The sequence below is a fragment of the Streptomyces sp. NPDC096040 genome (assembly GCF_040303265.1).
GTDB lineage: Bacteria > Actinomycetota > Actinomycetes > Streptomycetales > Streptomycetaceae > Streptomyces.
This window is the reverse complement of sequence record NZ_JBEOTA010000013.1, coordinates 35644-61240: the sequence shown is the minus strand read 5'-3', so window position 1 is coordinate 61240 and position 25597 is coordinate 35644. Positions and strand designations below refer to the sequence as shown.

Below are 25597 nucleotides of genomic sequence, written 5' to 3'. Positions count from 1 at the left end.
TCGAACACCACCGAATATCACCCACATATCGCCCGCACCCCTTGGCTGGGCTCGCCTCGTGCCCAACACTGAGCCGATGACGCAGCGCGTGGAGCTCGCTACCGTGATGGATCGGCTGGCCGTGGACGGACTGGTCACCGACTACGCGGTGGCCGTCGATGACGGTGACTGGACCGCGTACCGGAGACTGTTCACCGTGGACGGGCGGGCCGACTACCGGTCGGCCGGCGGGATCGAGGGGGATGCCGGACAGGTGGCAGGGTGGCTCTCGGAGAGCCTCGCGCTGTTCTCGATGCGACAGCATCTGATCGTCAACCGCCAGGTGCGGTTCGGGATTCTGGAGAACGACGCCGGGGACACCGCCCACCTTCAGGCCGACTACATCAACCCCATGCGCTTCGCCGGCGGCGACGGCGCCTCCACCGCCCCGGACTTCGTGTGCGGCGGCCGCTACGCCTTCGCGTTCCTGCGCACCCGGGACGGCTGGCGGCTGCGCCAGGTGGTCGTCGAGGAGAAGTGGCGCAGGATGAGCGACCAGCGCGCGACGGCCGCACCGGACTGACCCCGCGCCCACGCCCCCTGTCGGAGATCCCTGCCGGTCCCGCACACTGGAAGGACCCGCAGGCAGGAGGCGATACATGAGGACCGTCGAGCGCTGGCTCACCTCTCAGTGGCGGCGTTCCTGCGTGGCGGCGCTCGCGGGCGCGCTGCCCGTACTGGCCTTTCCCGCGCCGTCGCTGTGGTGGTTCGCGTATGTGGCGCTCGTGCCCTGGCTGCTGCTGGCGCGCTCAGCGCCGACCGGGCGGCGGGCGGCGTACGACGGCTGGTCCGGTGGGTTCGGGTTCATGGTCGCCGTGCACCACTGGCTGCTGCCGAGCCTGCACGTCTTCATCTTTCTGATAGCCGGGCTGCTGAGCGTGCTCTGGGCGCCCTGGGGTCTGCTGACGCGCCGACTGCTGGGCGGGACGCCGACCGCGGGGCGGGCCGCGGCCGCGGTGCTGGTGCTGCCGTCGGGCTGGCTGATGGTGGAACTGGTGCGGTCCTGGCAGGGGCTGGGCGGGCCGTGGGGCATGCTCGGCGCCACCCAGTGGCAGGTGACGCCGGCGCTGCGGCTGGCCTCCGTGGGCGGGGTGTGGCTGCTGAGCTTCCTGGTCGTGGCCGTCAACGTGGCTCTCACCGTGCTCGTCTCGGTGCGCGAGGCGCGGGTGCCGGCGGTGGCCTCGCTGGTGGCCACGGCCGCCGCGACCTCCGCCGCATGGGTGTGGGCACCGCGCCCGGACGTCGATGGTCACGTCCGTATCGCCGTCGTACAGCCCGGCATCGTCGACGGCTCCGACAGCGGTGACCGGCGCTTCGACCGCGAGGAGCAGCTGACCCGGCAGCTGACCGGTCGGCACCCCGACCTGATCGTGTGGGGCGAGAGCAGCGTCGGGTACGACCTCGGTGACCGGCCCGATCTCGCCCGGCGGATCGCCGCCCTGTCCCGGGAGACCGGCGCGGACATCCTGGTCAATGTCGACGCCCGGCGCTCCGACCGGCCCGGCATCTACAAGAGTTCCATCCTGGTGGGCGCGGACGGCCCGACCGAGGACCGGTACGACAAGATGAGGCTGGTCCCGTTCGGCGAGTACATACCGGCCCGCTCGCTGCTCGGCTGGGCCACCTCGGTCGGCAAGGCGGCCGGCGAGGACCGGCGCCGCGGCACCGAGCAGGTGGTGATGAACGTCGGCCACGGGCTGCGGGTCGGCCCGATGGTCTGCTTCGAGACCGCGTTCCCCGACATGAGCCGGCATCTCGCCCAGGACGGCGCCGAGGTGCTGATAGGCCAGACGTCGACCTCGTCGTTCCAGCACAGCTGGGCCCCCGAACAGCATGCCTCGCTGGCCGCCCTGCGGGCCGCCGAGACCGGCCGCACCATGGTCCACGCCACGCTGACCGGCGTCTCCGCGGTGTACGGCCCGGGCGGGGAGCGGCTGGGCCCGTGGCTGGGCACGGACGCCAGCACGGCACAGGTGTACGAGGTGCCGATCGCCGGCGGCGTCACACCGTTCGTACGGTTCGGCGACTGGACGGTGGACGGCGCGCTGCTGGTGCTGGCCGGCCTCTGTCTGAGCGAGGGGCTGCGGGCGGTCAGGCTGCGCCGGGGTGCCGCTGAACCTGTCGTACCACGTGCTCGCACAGTTCATGAGTCGCCAGTGCGTCCCGGGCGCTGAGCACCTTTCCGGCGCGCACGGCGTCCAGGAAGGCGAGCACGGCCTGTTCGATGCCGCGTTGCCGGGCGACCGGCACCCAGTCGCCGCGCCGCCGGACCGTGGGCTGTCCCTTGTGGTCGATCACCTCGGCGAGGTTGAGGACCTGTCGCTTGGTGTCCTGCCCGGAGACCTCCAGGATCTCCTCCGCCGAGCCGCTGAGCCGGTTCATCACGCCGAGCGCGGTGAAGCCGTCCCCGGACAGTTGCAGGACCACGTGGTGCAGCAGGCCGTCGGCGACGCGGGCGCGGACGGTGATGTCGTCGACCGGACCGGGGGCGAGGAAGCGGAGGGTGTCGACGACATGGATGAAGTCGTCGAGGATCATCGAGCGGGGTTCCTCGGGCAGCCCGATGCGGTTCTTCTGCATCAGGATCAGCTCGCGCGGGTGGTCGGCGCACTGGACGTAACCAGGGGCGTGGCGGCGGTTGAAGCCGACGAACAACGACACGTTCCGTGCCTCGGCGAGCGTCACAAGGCGCGCGGAGTCCTCGAGTCCGTAGGCGAGGGGCTTGTCGACGTACGTCGGTACGCCCGCCTCCAGGAGCCGGGTGACGATCTCGGGGTGGGCGACCGTGGGCGCGTGCACGAAGGCGGCGTCGAGACCCTGGGCGAGGAGGTCGTCAAGGGTCGCGTGCCGGCGGCCGGCCGGCAGGTGAAGGCTGTCGGCGACCTCGGCGAGGGTGGCCGGGGTGCGGGTCTGAAGATGAAGTTCGAGGCCCGGCTGCACGCCCAGCACCGGCAGATACGCCTTCCGCGCGATGTCGCCGAGCCCGATGCAGCCGACCTTCACTGACGCTCCCCTAGCGGTTGCCTACATGCCTGTGCGGAAGCATACGGGCCGATAATCCGTGGTGGGATCGGGCGAGGTGGGCGAGGATGCCGGGCATGACGACCGAACGCCGTGATCCCGCCTTCGACGCCGACGAACGCACCTCGCTGGAGGGCTGGTTGGAGTTCCACCGGCAGACCCTCGCGATGAAGTGCGCGGGTCTGACCGACGCCCAGCTGCGAATCGCCTCCGTGGAGCCGTCCCCGCTGTCCCTGATGGGACTGGTGCGGCACATGGCCGACGTGGAGCGGTCCTGGTACCGCAGGGTCCTCGTCGGCGAGGCGGTGCCTCCGCTCTACTGGAGCGAGGAGGACCCGGACGCCGAGTTCCACCTCAACGAGACGGACACCTGGCAGGCGACGTACGAGATCTGGCAGGCCGAGATCGAGGCCGCCCGGCGCAACGCGGCCGACTTCGGCCTGGACGACCTCTCCAAGGGCCGCAGCCGTCACACCGGGGAGCAGATCAACCTGCGCTGGATCCACACCCACATGATCGAGGAGTACGCCCGGCACAACGGCCACGCCGACCTGATCCGGGAGCGCATCGACGGCGCGACCGGCGACTGACGTCAGCCTCGCACCCGCCGGTCCCCCCGTACGAGGCACGAGATCACCCGTGCGGGGCACCAAACTGCCGTCGACGGTGCCAACCTCCTCGTTGACCCAGCAGAGTTGCGCGGGTGCATCGAACGACCACCACCGCAGCGCTTCTGGTCACCGTGACCGTCTCGGCCCTCTCCGGCTGCGTGACGGTCCAGCGTCCGGCGGCGCCAGGCCCGCCGCCAGGTACGGCGCCCTCGCAGCCGTCGGTGCCCCGCCCGGACGGCAGCGCCGAACCGCGGGTGGTGCAGGCGCCGGTCAAGGAGGCCCTGGAGATGGTCGGCCCGTCCCGTCCGGCCCACCGGGCCACGCCGACGACCGCTGCCCACACCCCGGCGCCCCCTCCCCCGGCCCACCTCCGGTCCCCCGCCCCCCGCGCGGCCGCCGCGCATCCCCACCCGCGCCCACAGCGGACCCGCGGCCCACAGGCCGACATCCCCGATCTTTCCGGGTCCGCGCCGAAGGCCCCGGACGTGTGCGCCCTCGGCAGGCAGTACGGCGGCTGGCGCGCGGACAGCCCGGAGTCCAGGATCTGCGCGCAGACGTACGGGCACTGAGGATCCGCGCACCGGGAGACCTGCGGCAGGGAGCGGCGGTCGGGGGTGATCGGCGAGGACGCGTGCCGCACAGGAGCGGCGGCCGGCGAGAACACCTCCGGCACACGCGCCACGACGCCGGACGTCGCGGGACACCCGTGGTGACGGCGTTGGAGCGGAGACCGGACCGCTCTACTTCGGCCGCTGCCGCGGTGGGCCCCAGGAGTCGCCGTCCGGCGTGTCGTCGTCCCCCAGCCGCAGTTCCAGGCGGCTGATCGCGGCCCGCACGCCGTCGCCGTACCCGTCGTCGCCGAGGGCCTCGGTGGCCGCGCCGCGGGCCCTGTGCAGATGGGTGCGGGCGGCCTCGGCGCGGCCCAGCTTGACGTAGTCGGCGGCGAGGTTCAGATGCAGGGAGGGGTAGAAGCCGCGCAGCGCCGCGGCTCCCTCCGCCTCGTCCGCCGCCGACAACGCCCTCAGGTCCCAGGCGAGTTCGTCGGACGGGTCGTCCTGGGTGTCGGCGAGATAGTGGGCCAGGGTGCAGCGGTGCAGCGGCTCGCCGTGTTCGCCGATCTCCGCCCACAGGTCGAGCAGGCGCCGGCGGGCCTCCTCACGGTCCCCGGCGTGGTGCAGCATCACGACCTGTCCGATCCGTGTGAGCACGGCATCGGGTGCCGTGCGCTCCTGTCGCTCCGCCACCACGTCCTCCGAGCTGTCCGGCTGTCTCCGACGACGCTAACCGCCGTCGGGGTTCTCCGGGCCGTCCGACCCACTCCGGAACCGACGTGTTCCCACCCACCACCCGAGGCTCCGCCCGGGGGACCCCCGCATGACGCGGGACCGCCACAATCCACCGCCCCACGCCGGACAGGACCGCCAGACCCACCGCCCCAGACCCGGACCCGGACAGGGCGCCGCGCCCAAGGGTCCGCACGACAGGCAACCGCCGCCCGCCCACCGACGGCACCACACGCCGCCGCCGGACGGGACCGCCGCGCTCCGGACCGCCGTGGCCGCCGGCCCACCCCACTCGGGTCCCGCGCTCGCGCTGACCCACCGGCCGCACCGCGCGGGACCGCCGCCCCCAGCGGCCCCGGCCCCGGTCCGTCCGATGCCACCCCTCGGCCCGACGCCCGCCCCCTCGGGCCCCGGCTCCCCCGCAGGCTCGATATCCCCTCGGGTCCCGATACCCGCGTCGGTCCGGGTGTCCCCCCTCGCCCCCGACACTTCCCGTCGGTCCGATGCCCCCCTCGGTCCCGACGCCCCCCTCGGTCCCGACGCCCCCGTCGGCCAGCACCCCCGCCCCCGCCCTCAGCCCAGGTCAGGGATCCGCCAGTCGATCGCCTCGTGGCCCTGCGCAGCGACCGCCTCGTTGATCTGGGTGAACGGGCGGGAGCCGAAGAACTTCTTCGCGGAGAGCGGGGACGGGTGGGCGCCCTGGACCACCACGTGCCGGTTCTCGTCGATCAGCCGGAGCTTCTTCTGCGCGTAGTTGCCCCAAAGGACGAAGACCGCGGGGTCGGGCCGCTCGGCGACCGCGCGGATCACCGCGTCCGTGAACCTCTCCCAGCCCTTGCCCTTGTGGGAGTTGGCCTCCCCGGCCCGGACCGTGAGCACCGCGTTGAGAAGCAGCACCCCCTGCTGGGCCCACGGCATCAGATAGCCGTTGTCCGGCACCTGGAGGCCCAGCTCCTCCTTCATCTCCTTGTAGATGTTCCGCAGGGACGGCGGGGTCTTCACCCCGGGGCGGACGGAGAAGCACAGGCCGTGGCCCTGGCCCTCGCCGTGGTACGGGTCCTGGCCGAGGATCAGCACCTTGACCTGGTCGTACGGCGTCGCGTCCAGCGCGGCGAAGACCTCCTCGCGCGGCGGGTAGACAGGGCCGTTCGCCCGCTCCTCCTCGACGAACTCGGTCAGCTCCTTGAAGTAGGGCTGCTGCAGCTCGTCACCCAGAACCCCGCGCCAGGACTCGGGCAGCATGGCGATGTCGGTCACGTCAACGTCCTCACGACTTGCGGTCACTTGCAGTTCCTGCTGATGCCCAAGAACCTACAGGCGGCCACTGACAATCGCCGTCGCACACCGTTTCACCAGCTGGTCTTGCGATGCAGCTCCCACATCATCATGATCGTCGACGGGTCGAGCGCCTGCTCGCCGCCGGAGATGTCGTCGCTGGCCGCGACGTACTGCCGGCCCTGCCACAGCGGGATCAGCCGGGAGTCGTTGACGAGGATCTGCTGGGCGTCCTCGAACTCCTTGACGACCTTGCCGCGGTCACTCTCGGTGCGCGACTTGGGCAGCAGCTTGCCGGTGATCACGGGTGACGGGTACGGCGTGCCGAGGGCGTTCTGCTCGCCGACGAACGGGGCGATGAAGTTGTCGGCGTCGGGGAAGTCCGGGAACCAGCCGCGCCCGAACACCGGGTACTCGCCCTTCTGGTAGCCGACGACATAGGTCTTCCAGGGGCGGCTTCGGAGGGTGATGGTGAACAGCCCGGAGTCGTCGAGCTGTTGCTTGAGCTCCTGGAACATCCGGCCGGTCTCGGAGCCGTAGCGGTCGGTGGTGTACCAGAAGGTGAGCGGGACCTTCTGGGTGATGCCGGCGTCGGCGAGGATCTTGCGGGCCTTGGAGGTGCTGGGGTCGCCGTAGTCGTCGAAGAAGCCGGTGGTGTGGCCGGTGAGGCCCGCCGGGACCATGGAGTAGAGCGGGTCGACGGTGTCGTTGTAGACGTTGTGGGCGATCGCGGAGCGGTCGACGAGCTGGGCGACGGCCTTGCGCACGGCGGGCACCTTCGCCCACGGGTCCTTGGGGTTGAACACCAGGTAGCTGATGTCGATGCCGGCGCCGTCGACCAGTTGCAGGTCGGTGTCGGTGTGCGCCTCCAGGGCGACGATGTCGGAGGCGGCGAGGCCGCGGTAGGTGACGTCGATGTCCCCGGACCGCAGGGCCTTGACCATGGTGGCCGAGTCCTGGAAGTAGCGGATGGTCACCGCGTCGTTCTGCCGGTCGGCGAAGCCCTGGTAGCGGTCGTTGCGGACGAGTTCGGCCCGCTTGCCGTCGTCGTACGACTTGAGCGTGTACGGCCCGGAGCCGTGTACCGAGTCGTCCTTGCGCAGGGACTTCGCGGAGTAGTCGTCGGGGTCGACGATCGACATGGCCGGGGTGGCGAGCACGAACGGAAAGGTGGCGTCGGCCTTGTTGAGGTGGAAGACCACCTCGCGGTCGCCGAGCGCCTGCACCCGGTCGAGGCTGCCGAGCAGTCCGGCGGGTCCGCTGGGCGCGTTGATGGTCCGGATCCGGTCGATGGAGTACTTGACGGCCTCCGCGTCGAGCGTGTCGCCGTCGGCGAACTTCAGGCCGGAGCGCAGTTCGCAGCGGTAGGTGCGGTTGCCGGAGTCCGTGAAGGCGCAGTTCTCGGCGGCGTCGGGCTGGGGAGTGCTGGCGCCGTTGGGGTAGGCGAGCAGGGTCTGGTAGATGTTCCGGAACAGTTCCCAGGAGCCGTCCCAGGACCCGGCGGGGTCGAGGGTGCTGGGGGCGCTGGTGGTTCCAACGACGATCGGCCCGCTGTCACCTGCGCTGCTGCCGGTGAACACACCGCAGCCGGCCACCATGGATATGGACGCGACAGCGGCCACTCTGCGCAGGCCTCGGTTCCGGTTGAACACGCGCTCGCTCCTCGATCCGCCGTACCAGGGGTCGGCGGCAGACCATACCGCAGCGTTGTCCTCCTTGAACCACCCCGGAAACAAGGGCATTGATCGAATGTGCTATGACGACGTTGTCATTCAGCTGTGCGGATCTTGTACGGCCGTCCGGGCGCCGTCTCCGTCCTTCCTACGACGAAATGTCTGTGACGAAGACGACGCCCGGAGGCGGTCCGGACGGCCTGTGGTGCCGTCAGGCCATGCCGGCGTTGAGGAAGATGCCGCCGTCGACGACGAGGGTCTGGCCGGTGATCCAGTCGGACTGCTCCGAGGTCAGGAACGCGGCGGCGCCGCCGATGTCGGAGGGCACGCCGAGCCGCTGGAGCGGGTAGCCCGCGGCGGCCTCCGCCTCCCGGCCCTCGTAGAGAGCCTGTGCGAACTTCGTCTTGACGACCGCGGGGGCGATCGCGTTGACCCGGACACCCGGCGCGAACTCGTGCGCCAGCTGCTGGGTCAGGTTGATCATCGCGGCCTTGCTGATGCCGTACGCGCCGATGAACGGCGAGGCCGACAGACCGGCGACGGAGGCGATGTTGACGATGGCGCCGCCGTTGTCCTTCTGCCAGGCGTGCCAGGTCTTCTGGGCGAAACCGAGGGCCGAGACCACGTTGGTCTCGAACACCTTGCGGGCCACGTCAAGGTCTACGTCGGCGATCGGGCCGAACACCGGGTTGGTGCCGGCGTTGTTGACCAGGAAGTCGACGCGCCCGAAGGCCTCCATGGTGCGCTCGACGACCTCGCTCTGGTGGGCCAGGTCGTGGGCCTTGCCGGCGATGCCGATGACCCGCTCGGAGCCGAGGGCCTCGACGGCCTCCTTGAGGGCGTCCTCATTGCGGCCGGTGATGGCGACCCGGTCGCCGCGGGCGATCATCGCCTCGGCGACGCCGTAGCCGATGCCGCGGCTGGCGCCGGTGACGATGGCGACCTTGCCGGACAGCTCGGGCAGTTCAGTCATGTCGGTGATCCTCGATAGTCCTGGTCAGTCCCTGGTGCCCGCTAGTCCAGCGGTCCGCCGGCCACGTACAGCACCTGGCCGGAGACGAAGCCGGCCGCCTCGTTCGTGAAGAAGGCGATGGCATTGGCGATGTCCTCGGGCTCACCGACGCGCTGCACCGGGATCTGGGTGGCGGCAGCGGCCTTGAACTCCTCGAAGCCCATCTTCACGCGCTCGGCGGTGGCCTTGGTCATCTCGGTGGCGATGAATCCGGGGGCGACGGCGTTGGCGGTGATGCCGAACTTGCCGAGTTCGATGGCGAGGGTCTTGGTGAAGCCCTGCAGACCGGCCTTGGCGGCGGAGTAGTTCGCCTGCCCGCGGTTGCCGAGCGCCGAGGAGGAGGAGAGGTTGACGATGCGGCCCCAGCCGGCCTCGACCATGTGCTGCTGGACGGCCTTGGTCATCAGGAAGGAACCGCGCAGGTGCACGTTCAGGACCGTGTCCCAGTCGGACGCGGACATCTTGAACAGCAGGTTGTCGCGGAGCACCCCGGCGTTGTTGACCAGGATGGTCGGTGCACCCAGTTCCTCGGCGACCCGCGCGATCGCGGCGCCGACCTGGGCCTCGTCGGAGACGTCGGCGCCGACCGCGATCGCCTTGCCGCCGGCCGCGGTGATCTTCTCCACGGTGTCCTTGCAGGCGGCCTCGTCGAGGTCGATCACGGCGACCGCGCGGCCCTCGGCGGCCAGTCGTACGGCGGTGGCGGCGCCGATCCCGCGTGCGGCACCGGTGACGACCGCGACCCGCTGCTCTGTGGTGGACATTCCTGTGTCTCCTCGCCCTTGAGAGAACCTGATCGAGTGAGCCCGCTCACGGAGCCCGCCCTGCGGTGAGCGACCGCTTAGTACCTTCAGTAGACGTGACGCTAGAAGCCCTGGCACCCGGTGTCAACGTCACATCGCGCGGGTGTGATCCATTACCTCACCAGGAGGTCCAGCAGCCGCTCGGTCTCGGCCGCCGCGTCGAGGGTGAGCCCGGTGTGCACGGGGCCGGGCTGCACGACCGTCGAGCGGGGCGCGACGAGCCAGCGGAAGCGGCGCCCGGGGTCGTCACCGGCCGCCTGCCCCGCCGCCTCCCCGCCCGCACAGACGCCCTCGACCGCGGCGAGCGCGGCCCGCACCCCGGCGGCGTCCGCGTCCGGGTCCAGGGCCAGCAGCCGGGCCTCGTCGAGATGGGTACGGGCGCCGACGTAGGCCTTGGCGCGGCAGTAGACGATCACGCCCGCGTTGATGCACTCGCCGCGCTCCACGCGGGGTACGACACGCAGCAGGGCGTACTCGAAGACATCCCGGCCGCCGCCCTGGCCCGCCCGGGTGATGTGGCGCTCGACCACATGGCCGGCCACATGGATATGGGTCTGACTCACTTGGCCCCCTTGATGCCGGTGATGCGCTCATGGATGACGGCGGCCCGGGCGAGCAGCGGCCGGGCGTAGGTCCGCCGCAGGTCGTCGGGCGTGCCGAAGCCGGGCTCGCCGGCCAGCCAGGCGTCCGGGATCTCGGCGGTGACCTCGGCGAGCAGGTCCTCGGTGACCCGGGGTGCCAACTCGGCGGCCGCCGCCCGGACATCGGGGGCGAAGCCGCTCAGCGCGTGGTCGGCGGCGTCGTACGGGCGGGCGGCGGAGGTCTCGGCGGCGGGCCAGTTGTGCTGCCAGATCATGGTGGCGCCGTGGTCGATGAGCCACAGGTCGCCGTGGTGCACCAGCAGGTTGGGGTTGCGCCAGGAGCGGTCGACGTTGTTGATCAGCGCGTCGAACCAGACGATCCGTCCGGCCTCCTCGGGGCTCACCGTGAAGGCGAGCGGGTCGAAGCCGAGAGCGCCCGAGAGGAAGTCCATGCCGAGGTTGGTGCCGCCGCTGCCCCGGAGCAGGTCCTGCACCTGCTGCTCGGGTTCGCCGAGCCCCAGCACCGGGTCGAGTTCGACGGTGACCAGACGCGGCATCCGGAATCCGAGCCGGCGGGCCAGTTCACCGCAGACGACCTCGGCAACCAGCGTCTTCCGGCCCTGCCCAGCCCCGGTGAACTTCATGACGTACGTCCCGAAGTCGTCGGCCTCGACGAGCCCCGGCAGCGAACCGCCCTCACGCAGGGGCGTGATATAGCGGGTCGCGGTGACCTCTTTCAGCATTTTCCCAGGCCACCTATCTCTTCAGCCTTGCAATCTGCGATCAACGTCCGGGGGATGCAGCAGCGGAAATCGCCCGTCGACGGCTCTGCGGAGAATCCGGGGAGATTTGGCTGGCGCGTAGGCCCCTGCCTCCCGTCAGTCCGTCGATGTCGGTGCACCCCTTGCTTCCGGCCTCCGGCACGAAGTGAGCATAGTAACCGAGGGTGATCAAGGGCGAGAGGTGGCCGAGCCGCCGCGCCAAGGTCACGACGCGTTCTCCGGCTTACAGCGGGATCGAGGCACAGGCGTGCCGCAGCCGCGAGGCTCGGAACGGCGCTCATGGAGGTCGACGCGACGGCTAGCCAGAGGTCGAGTGGTGAGACGGGGGCGTCGGAGCCGAACCCCAACCGCGCCCCGGCGGCCAGTGGGTCCGCCCGCCCCCGACCGCACCCGGGCGAGCCTCACCGCCGCCTCTCGGGGCGGTGTCTCCACCACCGGCCCGGGCGATGTGTCTGCGAAGTCCGTCGTCGAGCCTGAGCCACCCTCCGCGGCAACAGCCGTCGTCAGCCGTGACGCTGCGGACGTGGCGCCCGCCGGGACCACCGGTGGGCCACGACGGCACACTCGTTTTTGCCTCTGAGGCAACTCACCGTGCCGGGCACCGCACCCAGCGTGAGGATCACGTAACTCCGCTTTATTCCGGATGACTTGGTCCGGAAACGGCCGGTGGATGGAGTGGGTCGGGAAAGCAGCGGCGAGGTGTCCCGACCTCGACCCCTCGCATGGAGGATGTCATGCCCGAGATCTGCTTCAGCGTACGCGTTCCCGACGGCCCGGCCGCCGGGATGAAGTCCGGGTATCCGCTTGAGACGACCGGGAGCACCCGATGACCCGGGCACCGCGCCCGGCCGGGGACCACTTCCCGGTGGCGGTGGTCGGCGGCGGTCAGGCCGGTCTGTCGGTCAGTTACTGCCTGCGCGAGCGCGGTGTCGAGCACGTCGTGTTCGAGGCGAACCGGATCGGCCACGAGTGGCGGGCGCGCCGCTGGGACTCGTTCTGCCTGGTGACGCCCAACTGGCAGTGCAGGCTGCCCGGTTACCCCTACCGAGGGGGTGACCCGGACGGATTCATGGTGCGCGAGGACATCGTGCGCTACCTGGAGGACTACGTCGCCTTCTTCCAACCGCCGCTGGTGGAGGGCGTGTCCGTCACCCGGGTCCGCAGGGCACCCACCGGGGTCTACGAACTCGCCACCACGGACGGCGACTTCACCGCCGACCAGGTGGTGGTGGCGACCGGCCCGTACCACTCCCCGAGGATTCCCCGGGCCGCCGAGCGCCTGCCCTCCGGTGTCCGGCAGCTCCACTCCTCCGGCTACCGCAGCCCGGACCGGCTGCCCGCGGGGGCGGTGCTGGTGGTGGGCACGGGACAGTCCGGCTGCCAGATCGCCGAGGATCTGCACCTCGCCGGCCGGCAGGTGCACCTGGCGGTGGGCAGCGCACCGAGGGTGGCGCGTTTCTACCGGGGCCGCGACTGTGTGGCCTGGCTGGACGCGATGGGCCACTACGCCAGGGCCATCGACGAGTTCGACGACGCCGGCGCGGTGCGGATGCGGGTCAACCACTATGTCACCGGCCGCGGCGGCGGCCGAGACATCGACCTGCGGGCCTTCGCCCGGGACGGGATGCGGCTGTACGGCCGTCTCACCTCGGTGCACGGCCGGGTACTCGGCTTCGCCGACGACCTCAAGGCCAACCTCGACCACGCGGACGCGGTCGCCGAGTCCATCAAGGACGCCATCGACGCCCATATCGCCGCCCGCGGGATCGACGCCCCGCACGAGCCCCGCTACATCCCGGTCTGGGAACCGGACGGCGGTCCGGGCGAGCTGGACCTCACCGCGGCCGGCATCACCTCCGTCGTCTGGGCGACCGGCTTCACCCGCGACCACCGGTGGATCGAGATCCCCGCGTTCGACGGGCGCGGCTACCCCATGCACTGGCGTGGCGTCACCAGCGTCCCCGGCCTGTACTTCCTGGGTCTGCCCTGGCAGCACACCTGGGGGTCCGGCCGCTTCGAGGCGGTGGGCCGGGACGCCGAGTTCATCGCCGGCCACATCGACGCGGGCCGCCGGCTCGCCGACGTCTGCGGCACCCTCACCGGCGCGCCCACCCGGGTAGCGGCCGCCGTCCCCGTCGGCTGAGAAGGAGGCACGCACCGCCATGGTCCACGACGCCCACCGCCATGGGGTCCACGACGCCCACCGCCACATCGGTGTCCTGCCCGCCTTTCCCTTCTACGGCGGCCCGCCCGTCAACCCCGACACCACCGCCCGTGCCACCATCGGACAGCTCATCTCCGACCTGGACGCCGAGGGCACAGAACGCGCCCTGGTCATCCCCAACTACGGCGTCCCGGACCCCGCCGTCGCCTTCTCCTTCAACGAACTGGCCGTCGAGGCCGCCCAGTCCGACGACCGGGTCCGAGCCGGGCTGTGGGTCTCGCCACGCCCCGAAGACGAGCAACGCACGCTCAAGGCACTCAAGTTGGCCGGCGAACCGGGCGTGAAGGCGCTCAAGCTCAGCTTCCTGCTGGGCGGCCGTCCCACCGACCCGGCCTGCCGCCCGCTGCTCGACCGGATCTTCGCCGAGGCCTCCCGTCACGGCCTGGTCGTCCATGTCCACACCTCTCCCGGAGCCGCCTCCGACATCGACGAAGTCGGTCACCTCGTCGACTGGTACGCCGACCGAGTTGCCCTGCATCTGGTGCACTTCGGCGGCGGGATGAGCGGCCACATCAAGCTCGCCGGCTCCCGCTTCTTCGACTGGATCACCGCCGGCAAGCGCGTCTACACCGACCTCTCCTGGGCGATCGGCTTCCTGCCGTACTGGCTGGCCCAGGAGATCGAGCGGCGCGGTATCGGCCACGACCGCGTGCTCTTCGCCAGCGACCAGCCCTGGGGCGACTTCACCGGCGAGTACGCCCGGATGACCGCCGCGACCGGCGGCGGCGAACTGGCCGACCTCGTCTTCCGCGGCACCTTCGCCGCCCTCTACGACTGACCGCCGTCCTCCACCTGAAAAAGAACCTCCGCCTCGCGCAAGGAGATCGTCATGTCCGAGACCGCCACCCAGCTCAGCGACGTCGAGCAGAAGTCCCTCGACGAGATCCCGCACCCCTCCCTCCCCGAGGGCTCCAGCATCTACGGCTCCACCAAGGTCTTCCCCGACTACCAGGCCGAGAACGGCGAGACCTACTTCACCCTCGTGCACGGCATCGCCCACGAGTCCTCGGTCTCCTTCGTCGCCGTCCTCCAGGCCACCCGTGCCCTCCGCAAGGGCTTCGAGACCGCCATCTACTTCTACGGCCCCGGCTCCCTCAACTGCCTGGCCACCCGCGGCTTCCCCACCACCGGCAACTCCGCCTTTCCCGGCGAGCACAACATCAACAACCAGCTCAAGACGTTCATCGCCGAGGGCGGCAAGGTCTACTGCTGCCGCTTCGGCCTGTCGCTGCACGGCGCCCGCGAGGAGGACCTCATCGACGGCGTCATCCCAACCCACCCGCTGGACGTCCAGGACGCGCTGATCCACTACGCACGCAAGGGCGCCATCATCAACTCCACCTACCAGCTGTAGGGGGCACCATGAGCACCGGCACCGGCACGACGGTGGATGTACGGATCACGACCCGCGCCGAACTCGCCCTGCACGGAGTGGCCTTGGAGGCCCCCGTGCGCCGGCCCGACGGCGCGGGACCCAGCGACGACGGACACTTCCTGATGGGAGACGGCCTCGTCGACGGTGCCGGTGCCGCACTCCCCCGCAACCCCGACAGCCCCTACCGGGTGCGCGACGGCAGGGTGTGGCTCGGCGACGAGACCGGACATCTCAAGGACACCGGCCTCACCCTCAGCGCCGTACAGCGCCCCAGGTTCTACGACCTGACCACCGCCGACGGCATCCCCTACGAGCACATCGCCCGGCTGCACGGCGCGGACGTGCTCGCCACCACCGTCGTACAGACCTGTGTCCGCTACGCCGAGGCGGACCGCTGCCGTTTCTGCACCATCGAGGAGTCCCTGCGCTCCGGCGCCACGGTCGCCGCCAAGACCCCCGCCCAGCTCGCCGAGGTCGCGGAGGCGGCCGTACGTCTCGACGGTGTACGGCAGATGGTGATGACCACCGGCACGACCACCGGAGCGGACCGCGGCGCCCGCAATCTCGTCCGGTCCGTCCGCGCCGTGCTGCGGGCGGTGCCGGAACTGCCGGTCCAGGTGCAGTGCGAACCGCCCGCCGACCTCACCTGGATCCGGGCCCTGCACGACGCGGGCGCGACGGCGATCGGCATCCATGTCGAGTCCCTGGACGACGAGGTGCGCCGCCGCTGGATGCCCGGCAAGTCGACGGTCCCGCTGGCCGAGTACCGGGCCGCGTGGGACGAGGCGGTGCGGGTCTTCGGGCCGAACCGTGTCTCCACGTACCTGCTCGTCGGCCTCGGCGAGGATCCCGACGAACTGATAGCTGGAGCTCGGGAGTTGATCGCGCGCGGGGTGTATCCGTTCGTCGTCCCCTTCCGGCCCATGCGCGGCACCCTCGCCGCCCGGGACGGCGTCGGCGCGCCCGGCGCGGAGGTGCTGCGGTATGTGACGGAGGGCGTCGCCGCCGCGCTGCGGGCCGCCGGTATGAGCGGTGCGGACCAGAAGGCCGGCTGCGCCGCCTGCGGGGCGTGCAGTGTGCTCAGGGCGGCGGGCGGGTGACCGGCGTGTATCTCGACGACGTGGCGGCACCCGTGACGGCCGAACGCCAGCCGGACATCCTGGCGCTGCTCGGCGACCGCAGCACCCTCGCACGCCGCGCCGGCTTCCGGATCGAGGAGGCGCCGGGCGCTGTGGAGGTGGCCGCGTACCGGCGACTGCGCAGCGACGTGTTCGTCCATGAGCAGGGGTTGTTCAGCGGCCATGACCTGGACGACCCGGACTCCGACCCCCGTACGGTCGTCCTGGTCGCCAGGTCCGAGGGCGGTGAGGTGATCGGCGGGGTGCGGCTCGGGCCGGTCGCCGACGGGCCGGACATCGGCTGGTGGGCCGGTGGGCGGCTGGTCGTCGCGCCCCGGGCACGTGGGGCACAGGGCGTCGGCGCGGCGCTGGTGCGGGCCGCTTGTGCCCGCGCGGAGGCGGCGGGCGCGCTGCGGTTCGACGCGACCGTGCAGAGCCGCAACGAGGTGCTCTTCCGGCGGCTGGGCTGGTGCTCCGTGCGCCCGGTCACGGTGGCCGGTGCCCCGCATGTGCTGATGCGGTGGCCGATCGGCCGTGTCGCGGCCCACACGGCCGCGGCCAAGGCCGCCCTCGGCCCCCTCCTCGCGGGCCTGCGTGACCGACCAGCAGTCGGCGCCCCGCCCGCCCTGGGCGGCACCGGATTCGTCGGCGACGACGGGGCTCCGGTGCCCGGTACCGACCTGATCGCCGCCTGCGACGCGATCGTGCCGTCCATGGTCGAGCGGGACCCCGACTGGGCGGGCTGGTGCGCGGTCCTCGTCAACGTCAACGACCTCACGGCCATGGGCGCCGACCCGCTCGGCCTGCTGGACGCGGTGGGCGCGGCCGACGCCGGGCATGCCGCCCGGGTGCTGGCCGGGCTGGCGCGGGCCGCCGGAGCGTACGGCGTGCCGGTGCTCGGCGGCCACACCCAACTGGGCGTCCCGGCCACCCTGTCGGTGACCGCCCTGGGCCGCGCGGAGCATCCGGTCCCGGGTGGCGGCGGACGCCCCGGGCATGCCGTACGGCTGACGGCCGACCTCGGCGGCGGCTGGCGGCCGGGGTACCGGGGCCGCCAGTGGGACTCGACGACCCACCGCCGTACGGACGAACTGCGGGCCATGGCGGGGGCGGTGGCCGTGGTCCGGCCCGCCGCCGCCAAGGACGTGTCGATGGCCGGGATCGCCGGGACCCTCGGCATGCTCGCCGAGGCGAGCGGCTGCCGGGCGGTGCTCGATGTCGCCGCCGTGCCGCGTCCGCCCGCCGCCACCGCCGGGGACTGGCTGACCTGCTTTCCGGGCTACGCGATGCTCACCGCGGCCCCGCCGGGCGCCCCCGCGCCGCCCGCGGGGCCGGCGACGGACGCCGTGTGCGGCGAGCTGACCGGGGGCCGGGGCGTCGGGCTGCGCTGGCCCGACGGAGACCTCACCGAAGCGGTCACCGCCACCGTGACCGGGATGGGAGCCGCATGAGCACACTGCGGATGGCGGCCGTCGCCGCCGAGTTCGGCCGCGACCTCGAAGAGGACTTCGCGATCGCCGAACGGCTGATCAAGGAGGCGCGGGACGCGGGCGTACGGCTGCTCGCCCTGCCGGAGGCCTGCCTGGGCGGATATCTGCTGGGCCTCGACGACCCGGCCGCGCTCGACGAGGGGCCGCCCGCCCTGGCCCTCGACGGCCCCGAGATCGGCCGGCTGGCCGCGCTGGCCGCGGAGATGACGGTGGTCGCCGGGTACTGCGAGGCCGCCGGGGACAGCCGCTACAACAGCGTGGTGTGCGTCACCGGGGACGGCGTCCTCGGCAACCACCGCAAGGTCCACCAGCCGCTGAGCGAGGACGCCAGTTACTCCTCCGGCGACCGCTTCCACGCCTTCGACACCCCGGTCGGCCGGATCGGGATGATGATCTGCTACGACAAGGCGTTCCCTGAGTCCGCCCGCGCACTGGCCCTGGACGGGGCCCAGATCGGGGTGTGTGTGTCGGCCTGGCCGGGCGCGCGCACCAACCCGTCCGCCGATCTCGAACGGGACCGCTGGAAGCGGCGCTTCGACCTGTTCGACCGGGCGCGTGCCCTGGAGAACCAGATCGTGTGGCTGTCGGCCAACCAGTCGGGCACCTTCGGCTCGCTACGCTTCGTCGGCAGTGCCAAGGTCGTGGACCCCGGCGGCGAGATCCTCGCCTGCACGGGTGTGCCGGCCGGCATCGCCGTCGCCGAACTCGACGTCGTCCAGGCCCTGGAGACCGCCCGCCGGTCGATGGGGCATCTGCGCGACCGGCGGCCCGAGACCTACGACCTGTCACCGGGAGCGGTCACCGCATGAGCACGATCCGGATCGCGGCCGCGGCCGCCCACTTCGGCCGCGACCTGGAGTTCGACCTGGCCCGTATCGGCAAGCTGATCGACGACGCGCGGGCCGCCGGGGCCGGACTGCTGGTGCTGCCCGACGCCGCGCTCGGCGGCTATCTCGCCGATCTGCGCCATCCCGACCCGGAGGCGCTGCCCCCGGCGCTCAAGCCCGACGACCCGCTGATCCTCCGGGTCGCCCGGCTGGCCGCCGAGATGGTGGTGTGCGTCGGCTACTGCGAAGACGGTGGGACCGAGCGCCACAACGCGGCCGTCTGTGTGAGCGGCGACGGGATCCTCGGCCATCACCGCAAGGTGCATCTGCCGGCCGGGGAGACCGCCGCCTACACGGCCGGCGACCGTTTCGACGCCTTCGACACCCCGGTCGGCCGGCTCGGCATGCTCATCGACTACGACAAGACCTTCCCGGAGTCGGCCCGTTCGCTGGCCCTGGACGGCGCCGAGGTCCTCGCCTGTCTCTCCGCCTGGCCGACCAGCATCACCAACCGCGCCCCGCGGATGGCCCAGGACCGCCAGGCCAAGCTGTTCGACCTGTACGACCAGGCGCGTGCCGCCGAGAACCAGGTGGTCCTCGCCTCCTCCAACCAGACCGGCGCCCTCGGCGGAATGCGCTTCCTCGGTCAGGCAAAGGTCGTCGGCCCCGGTGGGGACATCCTCGCCCGCACCTGGTCCAAGGCGGGCCTCGCGGTGGCCGAGCTCGACGTGGCGGCCGAGATCGAGCGGGCCCGCCGGGTCCTGCGCCACCTCGGCGAACGCCGTCCGGACGCCTACCGGGAGATCCCGTCGTGAAGATCGCCCTGCTGACCTACTCCACCAAGCCGCGCGGCGGAGTGGTGCACACCCTCGCCCTCGCCGAGGCCCTGGCGGCGCTGGGCGAGGACGTCACGGTGTGGACGCTGGGCCGGGGCGGCGACCCGGGCTTCTACCGGCCCGTCTCCCCCGCGGTGCGGGTGCGGCTGGTGCCGTTCGCCGACGGCCCGGCCGGTGAGACGGTCGGAGAGCGCGTCCTGCGGTCCATCGCCACACTCCGCGAGGCCTTCGACCCGGCGCCCTACGACATCGTCCACGCGCAGGACTGCATCAGCGCCAACGCGGCCGGCCGGTGCGTCCGTACGGTCCACCACATCGACCACTTCACCACGCCCGAGCTGGCCGCCTGCCACGAGCGGGCCATCGTCGAGCCGTTCGCGCACATCTGTGTGTCGGCTGCCGTCGCCGGTGAACTCGCCGACGGGTGGGGCATCGAGGCCACCGTCGTCCCGAACGGTGTGGCCTATGACCGCTTCGCCACCACCGACCCCGCAGTGAGGGCGAGTTGGCGCTCCCGGCTGGGTCACTACGTGCTCACCGTCGGCGGCATCGAGCCCCGCAAGGGTTCGCTGGACCTGCTGGAGGCGTACGCCCTGCTGCGCGCCGATCACCCCGGCGTACGGCTGGTGATCGCGGGCGGCGAGACCCTCTTCGACTACCGTGACTACCGCGCCCGTTGGGAGCAACGCGCCGCAGAGTTGGGCCTCGACCCGGTGGTGCTCGGCCCGGTGCCCGAGGACGAACTCCCGTCCCTGGTCGCCGCCGCCGGGGCCTTCGCCTTCCCGTCCCACAAGGAGGGCTTCGGACTGGCCGCGATGGAGGCCCTGGCCGCCGGGGTGCCGCTGGTGGTGCGCGAACTCCCCGTGCTGCGCGAGGTGTTCGGGTCGGCCGCCCGCTTCGCCGGCCCACCCCGGGAGCTGGCCGCCGAGCTCGGCCACGCCCTCACGGCCGACGACCCGGACCGCCGGGCCGCCGGACACGCGCTCGCCGCCCGCCACACCTGGCGCACCGCGGCCCGCCGGCACGTCGACGTCTACCGGTCCCTCGGGGCGACACGGGCCGACTCGGCCTGATCCGGTCGCCGGCCGCGGACACCGACAGGCAACCGACAGCGCTGTTTCACCGGGGGCTCATGTAGGGGTGGTCACTATCGGGATGCCGTCTGAACAGGTGGTGCCCGAAGACCGTACCCCTGGACGGATCAACGAGAAGCTCCGCGGAAGGGACCCCCTCACATGACCAGCGCATCGCTCAACCCCTCAGCCGGACCGGCGCGTCGTACGATCATGGCGGCTGCCGGAGCGGCGGGGCTCGCCGCCGCGCTGACCGCCTGCGGGTCGTCGGACGACTCGTCGAGCTCGACGACCACGAACAACGCGGGCGGTGGCTCCACCACCCAGGACAGCAACGGCTCGGGCGGCGGCTCGACCGACACCTCCACCGCGGCCGCCGGCGGCACCGCGCTCGCCAAGACCTCGGACATCCCCGAGGGCGGCGGCACGATCTTCAAGGACCAGGCCGTGGTCGTCACCCAGCCGACGTCCGGCACCTACAAGGCGTTCGCGACCAAGTGCCCGCACGCCGGCTGCCCGGTGACCAGCGTGGCCAACGGGGCGATCGTCTGCCCCTGCCACGGCAGCCAGTTCTCCATAGAGGACGGCAGCGTGAAGCACGGCCCGGCGACCACGGGTCTGACGGCCGCGAACATCACGGTCTCGGGCGACCGGATCACCCTGGCCTGACCCTCGGCTCAGGGCCGCCTGCGTGGGTTCTTGAGGCAGCCGAGCACCTCGTCCGTGGTCGCGACCGTGGCGACCAGCGCGAGGGTATGGCGGACCATCGCGGGGGTGTACTCGGCGGGCACTCCCGCGATGGCGTCGGCCGGGACGACGGCCGTGTAGCCCCGGTTCACCGCGTCGAACACGGCGTTGGGGACGGCCACGTTGGCCGAGACCCCGGTGACGATCAGGGTGCGGCAGCCGAGGTTGCGCAGCAGCGGGTCGACGTCGGTCCCCTGGATCGGCGACAGACCGTGCAGCCGCCGTACGACCAGGTCCTCATCCGAGACCTCGATGGGGGGCGCGACGCGGACCGCCGAAGTGCCGGAGAGCTGCTGTACGGGCAGCCGCTCGGCGGCTCGGAACAGGCGGGCGTTGCGGCTCGCGCCCCGGCCGTCGGGGCGGCGTTCGGCGAGCGCGTGGATCACCTGGACGCCGGCGTCGTGCGCGGCGGCGACCAGCCGTGCGATGTTGCCGAGGGCGCCCGACGCCCTGGTCTCGTGCGCGAGTTCGGGCAGCGCGCTCCGCGGCCCGACCACGCCCTGCTGGCACTCCACGGTGAGCAGGACGGTGCTCACGGGATCGATGAGTTCCGCAAGCCGTTCGTACGACGGCATGTGACGCCCCCTTCCGCCTTGGTGCGGGGCGGGCGAGACTAACCAGCATTCCGCGGGAACGGAAGAAGAGGGGGCCGCATGACCGTCACTCAGCGCCGGGGCCGCAAGATCATGATGACGCCCGGTGAGCTGGACGAGTTCCTCACAACACAGCGCACCTGCCGGGTCGCGACCATCTCGGCGACAGGCGCCCCGCATGTCAGCGCCCTGTGGTTCGCCTGGGACGGCAAGTCGCTGTGGCTCTACTCGGTGGTGCGCAGCCAGCGCTGGAAGGACCTGAGCCGCGATCCGCGGGTGGCGGTCGTCGTCGACTCCGGCGAGGAGTACGACCAGTTGCGTGGCGTGGAGCTGCGAGGGACCGTCGAGTTCGTGGGCGAGGTGCCGCGCACCGGTGAGCTGGTCGCCGAACTCGACTACGTCGAGACGCTGTTCGCCCGCAAGAACTTCGGTCTGGACGAGATGCCCCACGACGGCCGGCACGCCTGGGCCCGGCTCACCCCGGCGAAGATCGCCTCCTGGGACTTCCGCAAACTGGGGGGCTGACGAGCGTCGCGTCCCGGGCCTACTCGGCGGCGGCCGCGGCGGACAGGAGGGTGGCCGCGGCCAGGGTGCCCCAGAGGGCGGCCGGGCCGCGTGACGCGAGCGTGGTGATGACCGCCGGGGAGACCGCGAGGCCGAACCCCGTGGAGAGCTGGAAGCGGGCGAGGGCCCGGCCCAGGACATGGGCCGGGGCGAGGTGGGTCACGAGTGCGGTGGCGCTGCCCGCGTAGACGATCTCGCCGAGGGTGCAGACCACGGACACCGCGGCGAGGGCCGGGGCGCCCCAGCCGGGTCCCGGCGCGGCGACCGCGAGGAAGCCGAGGTAGGACGCGGTGAGCACCAGGCCGGCGAGGGCGAGCGCGGCCCGAAGTCTCCCGCCACCTCGCCGTCCTGCGCCGCGCGGGCCTGCTCACGGCCCGGCGCCACGGCCGTTACGTCCGCTACACCCTCAGCCTGCCCGATCTGACGGCCCTGGGCACCGACCTGCTGGCTGCCGTACTGCGCTGAGCGGCCACGGTCCGCTTGTTCGGCAGGTCGCGGGGCGGTTCAGGAGATCGTCTTTGCCGCGCCCCGCAGGGCCTGTACCGCCGCCCGGATCGAGGGACGGCGGTCGGCGTCGGCCCGCCAGACGACATACACATGGCGGCGCACCCGCTGCTTCAACGGCACCATGGTGACGCCCTCCGGCACCGGGTGGCGGCCCAGCAGCGGGGCGACACAGACGCCCAACCCGGCGGCCACCAGGTTGAGTTGTGTGTGGGTCTCGGCCGCGCGGTGGCCGATGCGCGGTTCGATGCCGCGGGAGCGCAGGGTGAACATCAGCCACTCGTGGCAGAACTCCCCCTCGCCCCAGGTGATCCACTCGTCGTCGGCGAACTCCCCGAGGTCCACCTCGTCCCGTCCGGCCAGCCGGTGCGCGACCGGCAGGGCCACATCGGCGGGGTCGTCCAGCAGCGGTGCCTTGACCAGCCCGTCGGGCAGGGGCATCGGCTTGTTGTACCAGTCCAGGACGACGGCGAGGTCGAGGTCGCCGCGCACCACCCCGGCGACGCCGTTCTCCGGTTCCAGTTCGCTGGAGCGTACGCGCAGCGCCGGGTGCTGGGCGCGCAGGGCGGCCAGCGCCGTCGGGAACAGGCCGCGGGCGGCCGTCGGAAACGCCGCCACGCCGAGCTCGCCGACGACCTGACCCCGGTGCGCCTCGAGGTCGGACTGGGCCACCTCCACCTGGGAGAGGATCCGGGCCGCGTGCTCGGCGAGCAGCCGGCCGGCGTCGGTGAGCCGCACACCCCGGCCGTTCTTGGCGAGGAGCTGCTGGTCCACCTCCCTTTCCAGCTTGCCCATCTGCTGCGACACCGCCGACGTGGTGACATGCAGGGCCTCGGCGGCCCCGCTCACCGAACCGTGCCGTGCGAGGGCGTCCAGAGTGCGCAGGCGCTCCAGGTTCAACATGTAAGCGATTCTAAGAGGAACTGATCGTCAAGTCCCGATCGTGCTACGACGTCGGCACCAGCAGGGCGGACGGCAAGGGCACCGTCCGCGGCCCCAAAGGACGTCTGAACCCGCCTAGGCTTGAATGCGGCCCCTCGCTGGTGTGACCGCTGCGGCCACGGCCGCCGCCAACGGACCGGTCTCCTCGGGGGTCAATGTCGAGACGGTGATCCGGATGCCGGACGGGGAGGCCAGGCGGTAGCGCGCTCCCGGGGACACCGCCCACCCCTCGTGCAGCAGGCGGGACACCGCGCCCGTCTCGTCCGGGACCGGGATCCAGACGTTCATGCCGCTGCGGCCGTGGGCCTCGATGCCGTGGTCCGCGAGCGCGTCGATCAGCAGTTCACGGCGGGCCCGGTAGGCCGCCGCCACCTGCGGGCCGTGCACCGCGCCGGCCGTTCGCATCCGGACCACCGTGCGCTGGAGCAGGCGGCTCACCCAGCCCGGCCCCAGCCGCTGCCGGCCCCGCACCCGGTCGACGGTGACCTCGTCCCCGGTCATGACGGCCAGCCTCAGGTCGGGGCCGTAGGCCTTGGCGACCGAGCGGACGAAGGCCCAGTGCCGGGTGCCGCCCACCAAAGGGTGCAGGGGGACGTCGACGATGCCGTGGCCGTGGTCGTCCTCGATCAGCACGGTGTGCGGGTGGTCGCGCAGCACGGCACGCAGCGCACGCGCGCGTGCGGCGCTCACCGCGGCGCCGGTGGGGTTGTGCGCCCGGGCGGTGACGATCAAACCGCGCGCCCCGGACTCCAGCGCCCGGCGCAGGCTGTCGGCGCGCGGCCCTTCGTCGTCGACGGCCACCGGGACGGTGCGCAGCCCCAGCGCGGGGATGAGATCGAGGGTGCGGCCCCATCCGGGGTCCTCGACGGCGACCGGGTCGCCCGGCTTGAGGTGCGCCAGCAGGACTCGTTCGACGGCGTCGAGGGAGCCGGAGGTGACGGTGAACGGCCCGTCGGGCACGCCGTCGGCGGTGAGCTCGGCGCGCGAGATCCGCTCCAGCTCCGGCTCGACGGGGTCGGCGCCGTAGAGGACCGGTGCGCGCTCGTTCTCGTCGGCCGCCATCGCCGCCAGGACCGGCGCGAGGGCGGGGAGCAGCGCGGGGTCGGGGTTGCCGGAGGACAGGTCGCGTACGCCGGCCGGGACGTCGACCCGGATCTGATCCCGCCCGGTGGTGGCCGGCTTGGACCGGACGCGGCTGCCCCGCCGGCCGGCGGTCTCGATGACCCCGCGCTCGCGCAGGGTGCGGTAGGCGGCCGCGACCGTATTGGGATTCACCCCGAGCCCGGTCGCCAACTCCCGCATCGGTGGCAGCAGTTGACCCGGCTCCAGCTCGCCCGCGCCCACCGCGCGCTCGACGCTGGCCGCAATCTCCGCTGCGCCCCGGCCTTCGATCCGATATTCTCCTAGCACAAAGCCGATTATGCACTAGTACAATGGAGATGCGCAATGGAAACCACCGAGCCCGCCGTGCAGGGGACCGTACCGGCTCAGCCCGGCGCCTACACCCCGACCGACCGCACCGTCCCGACCCGCTCCGCACAGCGGGCGTCGTACGACAAGGAAGTGGTGCACTCGATCCTCGACGAGGGGTATGTCTGCCACCTCGCGTTCGTGCGCGACGGCGCGCCGGTAGTGCTGCCCACGCTGTTCGCCCGGGTCGGCGAGGTGCTGTACGTGCACGGTTCGACGGGCTCGCGCCCCCTGCGGATGACCGGCCAGGCCGACCCCGGGCTCCCGGTGTGCGTCACGGTCACCCATGTCGACGGCCTGGTGCTGGCCCGCTCCGCCTTCCACCACTCGATCAACTACCGCTCGGTCGTGGTGCACGGAGTCGCCCACCAGGTCACCGACCCCGAGGAGAAGCGCCTCGCGCTGGCCGCCCTGGTCGACCACGTGGTGCCGGGCCGCTCCGCCGACTCCCGTCCGGCCGACCGGAAGGAACTGGCCGCGACGGCGGTGATCCGCCTGGACCTGGCCGAGGTCTCGGCCAAGACCCGCACGGGCGGCGCCAACGACGAGCCCGAGGACATGGACCTTCCGTACTGGGCGGGCGTGGTGCCGCTGCGGAAGGGTTACGACGCTCCGATCGCCAACGGCGACCTGGCGGCGGACGTCCCGGTTCCGTCGTACCTCGAGCGCGGCTGACGCACGTCAGGCAAGGGCTGACGCGCCCCCTCGGCAGGGGTGCGGGCCGTAGCGGGGCACGACCCGCCACGGAACGTCC

At 72.1% G+C, this 25597-nt stretch carries 26 protein-coding genes and 2 pseudogenes; 16 read left to right on the top strand and 12 right to left on the bottom strand.

Features of this window, described 5'->3' with window-relative positions; all coding sequences use genetic code 11:
* Positions 1–76: 76 nt before the first annotated feature.
* Positions 77–562, top strand: a complete 486-nt coding sequence (locus ABTY98_RS19260) for a nuclear transport factor 2 family protein (RefSeq protein WP_352222112.1) — start codon at positions 77–79, stop codon at positions 560–562.
* Between the two features lie 76 nt (positions 563–638).
* Positions 639–2213, top strand: a complete 1575-nt coding sequence (lnt, locus tag ABTY98_RS19255; RefSeq protein WP_352222111.1) for an apolipoprotein N-acyltransferase — start codon at positions 639–641, stop codon at positions 2211–2213.
* On the opposite strand, the gene ABTY98_RS19250 is transcribed toward lnt, so the two are convergent.
* On the bottom strand, positions 2131–3042 hold the full coding sequence (locus tag ABTY98_RS19250; protein WP_352222110.1) for a Gfo/Idh/MocA family protein: 912 nt from the start codon (positions 3040–3042) through the stop codon (positions 2131–2133). The genes lnt and ABTY98_RS19250 overlap by 83 nt on opposite strands.
* Positions 3043–3137: 95 nt before the next feature.
* On the opposite strand from ABTY98_RS19250, the gene ABTY98_RS19245 reads away from it, so the two are divergent.
* Together ABTY98_RS19245 and ABTY98_RS19240 are read left to right on the top strand one after the other, a co-directional pair.
* Positions 3138–3650 (top strand): DinB family protein, encoded by a 513-nt coding sequence (locus tag ABTY98_RS19245; RefSeq protein WP_352222109.1) that lies wholly within the window; start codon positions 3138–3140, stop codon positions 3648–3650.
* 113 nt (positions 3651–3763) lie between these two features.
* Positions 3764–4240 carry a hypothetical protein gene (locus ABTY98_RS19240; protein ID WP_352222108.1) on the top strand — a complete coding sequence of 159 codons (477 nt, stop codon included), beginning with the start codon at positions 3764–3766 and terminating at the stop codon, positions 4238–4240.
* Between the two features lie 171 nt (positions 4241–4411).
* Here the strand turns inward: ABTY98_RS19240 and ABTY98_RS19235 are convergent, their stop codons facing one another.
* From ABTY98_RS19235 to ABTY98_RS19205, 7 genes are all read right to left on the bottom strand, one after another.
* The gene (locus ABTY98_RS19235) at positions 4412–4915 is read right to left on the bottom strand and encodes a hypothetical protein (RefSeq protein ID WP_352222107.1); all 504 of its coding nucleotides are present in this window, start codon (positions 4913–4915) and stop codon (positions 4412–4414) included.
* 612 nt (positions 4916–5527) lie between these two features.
* The gene (gene ung, locus ABTY98_RS19230) at positions 5528–6211 is read right to left on the bottom strand and encodes a uracil-DNA glycosylase (protein ID WP_352222278.1); all 684 of its coding nucleotides are present in this window, start codon (positions 6209–6211) and stop codon (positions 5528–5530) included.
* A gap of 92 nt (positions 6212–6303) precedes the next feature.
* The gene (locus ABTY98_RS19225; RefSeq protein WP_352222106.1) at positions 6304–7881 is read right to left on the bottom strand and encodes an ABC transporter substrate-binding protein; all 1578 of its coding nucleotides are present in this window, start codon (positions 7879–7881) and stop codon (positions 6304–6306) included.
* Positions 7882–8113: 232 nt separating this feature from the next.
* Positions 8114–8875 carry an SDR family oxidoreductase gene (locus ABTY98_RS19220; protein ID WP_352222105.1) on the bottom strand — a complete coding sequence of 254 codons (762 nt, stop codon included), beginning with the start codon at positions 8873–8875 and terminating at the stop codon, positions 8114–8116.
* A gap of 41 nt (positions 8876–8916) precedes the next feature.
* Positions 8917–9678, bottom strand: a complete 762-nt coding sequence (fabG, locus tag ABTY98_RS19215; RefSeq protein WP_352222104.1) for a 3-oxoacyl-ACP reductase FabG — start codon at positions 9676–9678, stop codon at positions 8917–8919.
* Positions 9679–9830: 152 nt separating this feature from the next.
* On the bottom strand, positions 9831–10280 hold the full coding sequence (locus ABTY98_RS19210; RefSeq protein ID WP_352222103.1) for a DUF3037 domain-containing protein: 450 nt from the start codon (positions 10278–10280) through the stop codon (positions 9831–9833).
* On the bottom strand, positions 10277–11041 hold the full coding sequence (locus tag ABTY98_RS19205; RefSeq protein WP_352222102.1) for a HipA family kinase: 765 nt from the start codon (positions 11039–11041) through the stop codon (positions 10277–10279). The genes ABTY98_RS19210 and ABTY98_RS19205 overlap by 4 nt, the downstream gene beginning before the upstream one ends.
* 865 nt (positions 11042–11906) lie before the next feature.
* On the opposite strand from ABTY98_RS19205, the gene ABTY98_RS19200 reads away from it, so the two are divergent.
* The 9 genes from ABTY98_RS19200 (at position 11907) to ABTY98_RS19160 (ending at position 20692) form a co-directional block, all read left to right on the top strand.
* Entirely contained in the window at positions 11907–13223 is a 1317-nt protein-coding gene (locus ABTY98_RS19200; RefSeq protein WP_352222101.1) for an MSMEG_0569 family flavin-dependent oxidoreductase, read from the top strand.
* Between the two features lie 19 nt (positions 13224–13242).
* Positions 13243–14082, top strand: coding sequence for an amidohydrolase family protein (locus ABTY98_RS19195; protein ID WP_352222100.1), 840 nt, complete (start codon positions 13243–13245; stop codon positions 14080–14082).
* A gap of 51 nt (positions 14083–14133) precedes the next feature.
* Entirely contained in the window at positions 14134–14658 is a 525-nt protein-coding gene (locus tag ABTY98_RS19190; RefSeq protein ID WP_352222099.1) for an MSMEG_0572/Sll0783 family nitrogen starvation response protein, read from the top strand.
* 8 nt (positions 14659–14666) lie between these two features.
* Positions 14667–15779, top strand: coding sequence for an MSMEG_0568 family radical SAM protein (locus ABTY98_RS19185; RefSeq protein ID WP_352222098.1), 1113 nt, complete (start codon positions 14667–14669; stop codon positions 15777–15779).
* Complete coding sequence (locus tag ABTY98_RS19180) at positions 15749–17248, top strand: MSMEG_0567/sll0787 family protein (protein ID WP_352222097.1); 1500 nt, start codon at positions 15749–15751, stop codon at positions 17246–17248. Before ABTY98_RS19185 ends, ABTY98_RS19180 begins: the two co-directional genes overlap by 31 nt.
* Complete coding sequence (locus ABTY98_RS19175; RefSeq protein ID WP_352222096.1) at positions 17245–18096, top strand: carbon-nitrogen hydrolase family protein; 852 nt, start codon at positions 17245–17247, stop codon at positions 18094–18096. Before ABTY98_RS19180 ends, ABTY98_RS19175 begins: the two co-directional genes overlap by 4 nt.
* Complete coding sequence (locus ABTY98_RS19170; protein ID WP_352222095.1) at positions 18093–18929, top strand: carbon-nitrogen hydrolase family protein; 837 nt, start codon at positions 18093–18095, stop codon at positions 18927–18929. Before ABTY98_RS19175 ends, ABTY98_RS19170 begins: the two co-directional genes overlap by 4 nt.
* On the top strand, positions 18926–20023 hold the full coding sequence (locus ABTY98_RS19165; protein ID WP_352222094.1) for an MSMEG_0565 family glycosyltransferase: 1098 nt from the start codon (positions 18926–18928) through the stop codon (positions 20021–20023). The genes ABTY98_RS19170 and ABTY98_RS19165 overlap by 4 nt, the downstream gene beginning before the upstream one ends.
* A gap of 162 nt (positions 20024–20185) precedes the next feature.
* Complete coding sequence (locus ABTY98_RS19160) at positions 20186–20692, top strand: Rieske (2Fe-2S) protein (RefSeq protein ID WP_352222093.1); 507 nt, start codon at positions 20186–20188, stop codon at positions 20690–20692.
* An 8-nt stretch (positions 20693–20700) separates the two neighbouring features.
* Here ABTY98_RS19160 and ABTY98_RS19155 read toward each other — a convergent pair whose 3' ends face one another.
* On the bottom strand, positions 20701–21345 hold the full coding sequence (locus ABTY98_RS19155) for a cysteine hydrolase family protein (RefSeq protein WP_352222092.1): 645 nt from the start codon (positions 21343–21345) through the stop codon (positions 20701–20703).
* 78 nt (positions 21346–21423) lie between these two features.
* Here ABTY98_RS19155 and ABTY98_RS19150 point away from each other — a divergent pair, with 78 nt between their 5' ends.
* Positions 21424–21888, top strand: a complete 465-nt coding sequence (locus tag ABTY98_RS19150; protein ID WP_352222091.1) for a pyridoxamine 5'-phosphate oxidase family protein — start codon at positions 21424–21426, stop codon at positions 21886–21888.
* Between the two features lie 19 nt (positions 21889–21907).
* On the opposite strand, the pseudogene ABTY98_RS19145 reads toward ABTY98_RS19150, so the two are convergent.
* A pseudogene (locus ABTY98_RS19145) lies at positions 21908–22252 on the bottom strand (MFS transporter); the annotation flags it as partial.
* Here ABTY98_RS19145 and ABTY98_RS19140 point away from each other — a divergent pair.
* Positions 22249–22392 (top strand): annotated as a pseudogene (locus tag ABTY98_RS19140) (ArsR/SmtB family transcription factor); the annotation flags it as partial. The pseudogenes ABTY98_RS19145 and ABTY98_RS19140 overlap by 4 nt on opposite strands.
* 39 nt (positions 22393–22431) lie before the next feature.
* Here ABTY98_RS19140 and ABTY98_RS19135 read toward each other — a convergent pair.
* Positions 22432–23334 carry a LysR family transcriptional regulator gene (locus tag ABTY98_RS19135; protein ID WP_352222090.1) on the bottom strand — a complete coding sequence of 301 codons (903 nt, stop codon included), beginning with the start codon at positions 23332–23334 and terminating at the stop codon, positions 22432–22434.
* 114 nt (positions 23335–23448) lie between these two features.
* Entirely contained in the window at positions 23449–24783 is a 1335-nt protein-coding gene (locus ABTY98_RS19130; protein WP_352222089.1) for an aminotransferase class I/II-fold pyridoxal phosphate-dependent enzyme, read from the bottom strand.
* 57 nt (positions 24784–24840) lie between these two features.
* Here ABTY98_RS19130 and ABTY98_RS19125 point away from each other — a divergent pair, with 57 nt between their 5' ends.
* A complete protein-coding gene (locus tag ABTY98_RS19125) occupies positions 24841–25518 on the top strand; it encodes a pyridoxamine 5'-phosphate oxidase family protein (protein ID WP_502994281.1) in 678 nt (225 codons plus the stop codon).
* Positions 25519–25597: the final 79 nt, after the last annotated feature.

Coding starts and splice junctions, on each gene's coding strand:
- ABTY98_RS19220 (WP_352222105.1), bottom strand. CDS start 8,875: ATGACTGAACTGCCCGAGCTGTCCGGCAAGGTCGCCATCGTCACCGGC.
- ABTY98_RS19185 (WP_352222098.1), top strand. CDS start 14,667: ATGAGCACCGGCACCGGCACGACGGTGGATGTACGGATCACGACCCGC.
- ABTY98_RS19245 (WP_352222109.1), top strand. CDS start 3,138: ATGACGACCGAACGCCGTGATCCCGCCTTCGACGCCGACGAACGCACC.
- ABTY98_RS19160 (WP_352222093.1), top strand. CDS start 20,186: ATGACCAGCGCATCGCTCAACCCCTCAGCCGGACCGGCGCGTCGTACG.
- ABTY98_RS19205 (WP_352222102.1), bottom strand. CDS start 11,041: ATGCTGAAAGAGGTCACCGCGACCCGCTATATCACGCCCCTGCGTGAG.
- ABTY98_RS19190 (WP_352222099.1), top strand. CDS start 14,134: ATGTCCGAGACCGCCACCCAGCTCAGCGACGTCGAGCAGAAGTCCCTC.
- ABTY98_RS19175 (WP_352222096.1), top strand. CDS start 17,245: ATGAGCACACTGCGGATGGCGGCCGTCGCCGCCGAGTTCGGCCGCGAC.
- ABTY98_RS19195 (WP_352222100.1), top strand. CDS start 13,243: ATGGTCCACGACGCCCACCGCCATGGGGTCCACGACGCCCACCGCCAC.
- ABTY98_RS19155 (WP_352222092.1), bottom strand. CDS start 21,345: ATGCCGTCGTACGAACGGCTTGCGGAACTCATCGATCCCGTGAGCACC.
- ABTY98_RS19150 (WP_352222091.1), top strand. CDS start 21,424: ATGACCGTCACTCAGCGCCGGGGCCGCAAGATCATGATGACGCCCGGT.
- ABTY98_RS19170 (WP_352222095.1), top strand. CDS start 18,093: ATGAGCACGATCCGGATCGCGGCCGCGGCCGCCCACTTCGGCCGCGAC.
- ABTY98_RS19135 (WP_352222090.1), bottom strand. CDS start 23,334: ATGTTGAACCTGGAGCGCCTGCGCACTCTGGACGCCCTCGCACGGCAC.
- ABTY98_RS19260 (WP_352222112.1), top strand. CDS start 77: ATGACGCAGCGCGTGGAGCTCGCTACCGTGATGGATCGGCTGGCCGTG.
- fabG (WP_352222104.1), bottom strand. CDS start 9,678: ATGTCCACCACAGAGCAGCGGGTCGCGGTCGTCACCGGTGCCGCACGC.
- lnt (WP_352222111.1), top strand. CDS start 639: ATGAGGACCGTCGAGCGCTGGCTCACCTCTCAGTGGCGGCGTTCCTGC.
- ABTY98_RS19200 (WP_352222101.1), top strand. CDS start 11,907: ATGACCCGGGCACCGCGCCCGGCCGGGGACCACTTCCCGGTGGCGGTG.